Source organism: Nocardia sichangensis (genome assembly GCF_047200615.1).
Lineage (GTDB): Bacteria > Actinomycetota > Actinomycetes > Mycobacteriales > Mycobacteriaceae > Nocardia > Nocardia sichangensis.
Map to the genome: position 1 here is coordinate 1 of NZ_JBJZOK010000082.1, position 2,955 is coordinate 2,955.

The 2,955-nt window shown below is 63.6% G+C and carries 5 protein-coding genes; 3 read left to right on the top strand and 2 right to left on the bottom strand.

All coding sequences use genetic code 11. The annotated features are described in order from the left end of the window. Positions 1-426 precede the first annotated feature (426 nt). Positions 427-1,185, top strand: coding sequence for a hypothetical protein (locus ACL03I_RS39100; RefSeq protein WP_412808611.1), 759 nt, complete (start codon positions 427-429; stop codon positions 1,183-1,185). Between the two features lie 389 nt (positions 1,186-1,574). Continuing rightward, a complete protein-coding gene (locus ACL03I_RS39105; protein ID WP_412808615.1) occupies positions 1,575-2,069 on the top strand; it encodes a recombinase family protein in 495 nt (164 codons plus the stop codon). A 97-nt stretch (positions 2,070-2,166) separates the two neighbouring features. Here the strand turns inward: ACL03I_RS39105 and ACL03I_RS39110 are convergent, their stop codons facing one another. Further along, complete coding sequence (locus ACL03I_RS39110) at positions 2,167-2,391, bottom strand: hypothetical protein (RefSeq protein WP_412808612.1); 225 nt, start codon at positions 2,389-2,391, stop codon at positions 2,167-2,169. An 87-nt stretch (positions 2,392-2,478) separates the two neighbouring features. On the opposite strand from ACL03I_RS39110, the gene ACL03I_RS39115 reads away from it, so the two are divergent. Then, positions 2,479-2,688: an IS110 family transposase gene (locus ACL03I_RS39115; RefSeq protein WP_412808613.1), complete on the top strand. Its 210-nt coding sequence runs from the start codon at positions 2,479-2,481 to the stop codon at positions 2,686-2,688. On the opposite strand, the gene ACL03I_RS39120 is transcribed toward ACL03I_RS39115, so the two are convergent. Continuing rightward, the coding region (locus tag ACL03I_RS39120; protein ID WP_412808614.1) for an integrase core domain-containing protein at positions 2,658-2,955 on the bottom strand (298 nt) is incomplete at its 5' end. The genes ACL03I_RS39115 and ACL03I_RS39120 overlap by 31 nt on opposite strands.

Sequence of the window (2,955 nt, forward strand, 5' to 3'; positions counted from 1 at the left end):
CTCCGCACTATGAGGGGATCCGTTGGCCAGATTGCTCAATCGACTGCCACCGATCCGTGGTGGCCAAACCTGGCGGGGACCGTTGCGGGCGCACAGCGACGCCTGCTGCCATCAGCGAGCCAAGGCCGGTATGCCCTGGATTCCTGACGCCGACCTGTGTCGCATGACGATCCTCGCTGGGTCCCCATCTGTGGGGAATGTTGTGACCGGGTGGGATGCTGGTTCAGCGTTGAATCCAGCCGAGGACGTCTTTTGCCCAGTCTTTCGCCCAGAACGGTGCCTGGCTTGTTCTGCCACGTGGTGGAGCGGTTGCAGACGAACGCGCGTGAGCTCGGGCCCGCGCTCGCGGGCCGAGTCGAGAACGCGGCCACGCACACTCGCGACACTCTCGCCGCACACGGGGAAACCGATCAAACCTGTGGGCGGGTGATCGCGGCACTGGGTGACTCTGCCGAGCAGGCAGGGACTCGGGTACCGATCTACGGCCAGACCATGGAAGGCGAATGGAAGACGATCGACCTGAACCGAGTTGTCCGTGACCCGGCGTACAACTCCGCCGGTGAAGTTGTCGGCGTCATATACCCGGACGGCGCAGCATACTTACGGCACCGCTTGGCCTGGATCGGCCGGAGGCCGGAGGAAACACTGAGAACTTGGCAGGCCTACGAGGTGGAACCACCCACCGAACACGGTTCATACGACGTACTGACCTTCGATCGTCCTGAGGAACCGAGACCGTTCGGTGATGATCCCAACACGATCTCTCTGCACGGCTTTGAGGGCCATACGTTCGTGGTCGGCATCAACCCGTCCTTCGGTATGCCGTACGGAGAGCAGGTGTTGCTGGGGCCGAAGTCCGCTGGCAGGCTGGTCGCCGCCGATCCCATGTACAAGGATGTCGCAGCCAGGCGCAAAGACCAAGAGGTTGTCGTCGACTCCTGCTCCGCCGGCGCCGATGAAAACGTGGCAAAAAACTTTGCAGATCAGCTTTTCACGACGGGGACAGCCAACGGAACGCTCCACTTCCCCACCGACGCGATTTTAGCCGGGAGGCAAAAGCTGCCTGACGGATCCGAACCACCCTACGTTTCTGTCGTGGCCAACTACGACGAGTACCGCAACCCTCTGCCGTTGTGGCGAAGCATCGCCAAGCCCGACACGCCCGAAACGCTCCCAGAGCCGTAAAGGGTCCCCGGTCCAAAGCCAGCGGGCGGGGCGGGTACTCAGCAAATTCCGGCCACCACCTGGCTGCTCCAGCGGGCGCTTCGAACGGTGCCATCGTGGCTGATACCGGCCATCGCTCCCGCGCGGCAATCGGAGGCCACCCCGAACATCGACTGTTCCATAGGCCGATCCGCCAGCGGAACATCACGGCTCCGAGATTCCGGCCCTGATCGCGAGTGTTCCGTAGAGGTGTTCCCATGGCGGTTCCGGTGAACCCCCATCTTATGGAACGATTTCGGACGTGATCGAGCCCTTCCTCGTCGGATACGTGCGCTGCTCCACCGACGATAGACGTCGAGATCCAGATCGAGCAGCTGCTCGCCCTCGCGGTACCGCATGAGCGGATCTTCATCGACAAGGGATTCTCCGGCACCACCCGCCGCAACCGCACCGCCCTGGACAACGCGCTCACAGCAGTCACCTTCGCCGCGGCGGCCGCGACCGAGCGGCAGGTCATGTTGACCACGACCAAGTTCGACCGGTTCGCCCGCAACTTGGCCGAGGCAGGCGAGATCCTGACCAGCCTGCGCGAGCGCGACGTGCTATTCGGGCTCGGCAGCCAGGTCTACGACTGGGCCGACCCGTTCGGCAAGCTGTTCCTGCAAACCCTCGCCATGGTCGCCGAGTTCGAGGCAACCCTGAACCACCTGCGCACCAGAGAGGGCATGGCCAAGGCCCGCGCGAAAGGCCGATTCACGGGCAAACAGCCGAAACCGCCCCTCGCAGCTCGCAAAACGATCCACCGCGGCTACCCCGACCCCGACGACGACGCGAGCCTCGCCGAGGAATACAGCGTCGGCCGCTCTACCATCCACCGCATCACCGGCACCGCACCACTGGCATAGCAGTCACAGCACTCACCTACCCGATACCCCCGAATCTTGTCACCGCCGCTGGTCAAGGCAACTTCGTTGTCTCGCGCGATTACTACCGGGACCCCTCTCACGCTGCCACCCGGACGCACGAGCGCTGCTGGCCAAAGGCGACGGCGGCATGGAGGCGCTGCGGATCCTCATTGGGTGAGTATTGATGGTGCGGTCCGATGATCGGATCGTGGTCCTCGGTCAGCACCAGGAGATGGCCACGTTGCCGCGCCGCGTTGGATGGCCAGTTTGAGTACTGCCACTCCTGGTGCGCCGAGGCTCCGATGACCGGCGTCAGGGACATGCCCCATCGAGGGCCGAACAATGAGGAACCGGCTCCGGAGCCTCGACTGACGAGGGCCTGACCAGCGAAACTCTCTGGAGGCTGTGCATGCCGTTCGTCGGCTGGGATTGGGCGAGTAAGTCCCATGACGTGACCGTCATCGATGACCGCGGCCGCGTCCTGGATCGTTGGGCGTTCAGTCACACCGAGCAAGCGTGGACGACGACATTGGCTCGTTTGGCGCGTCACGGCGATCCCCGCTGTCGTGTGCCGCTGACGAAGATCGACTACACCCGGTCCCCGGTTGTCGTCTTCTGACGAAGTCTCTCATACGGGGTCTGGCCGTCGAGTCCGCCATGGGGCCGGTGATAGTTGTAATAGTCCTGCCACTCTTTGAGTTTCGCGTTGAAGATGTTGACGTCGTCGATGACCACGCCGTCGAGAAGCCGGTAGAACTCCTCGGCGTCGATCCGGTGCGAGCGCTCCACCTTCCCGTTCAAGCGCGGCGTTCGCGGCTTGATGTAGACGTGGTTGATGCCCTTGTCCAGCACGTGCCAGTGGAACCCGGACCCGAACTCCGCCCCG

Excerpts from the sequence above, each read along its gene's own strand:
- ACL03I_RS39110 (WP_412808612.1), bottom strand. The coding sequence starts at position 2,391 with ATGTCCCTGACGCCGGTCATCGGAGCCTCGGCGCACCAGGAGTGGCAG.
- ACL03I_RS39115 (WP_412808613.1), top strand. The coding sequence starts at position 2,479 with ATGCCGTTCGTCGGCTGGGATTGGGCGAGTAAGTCCCATGACGTGACC.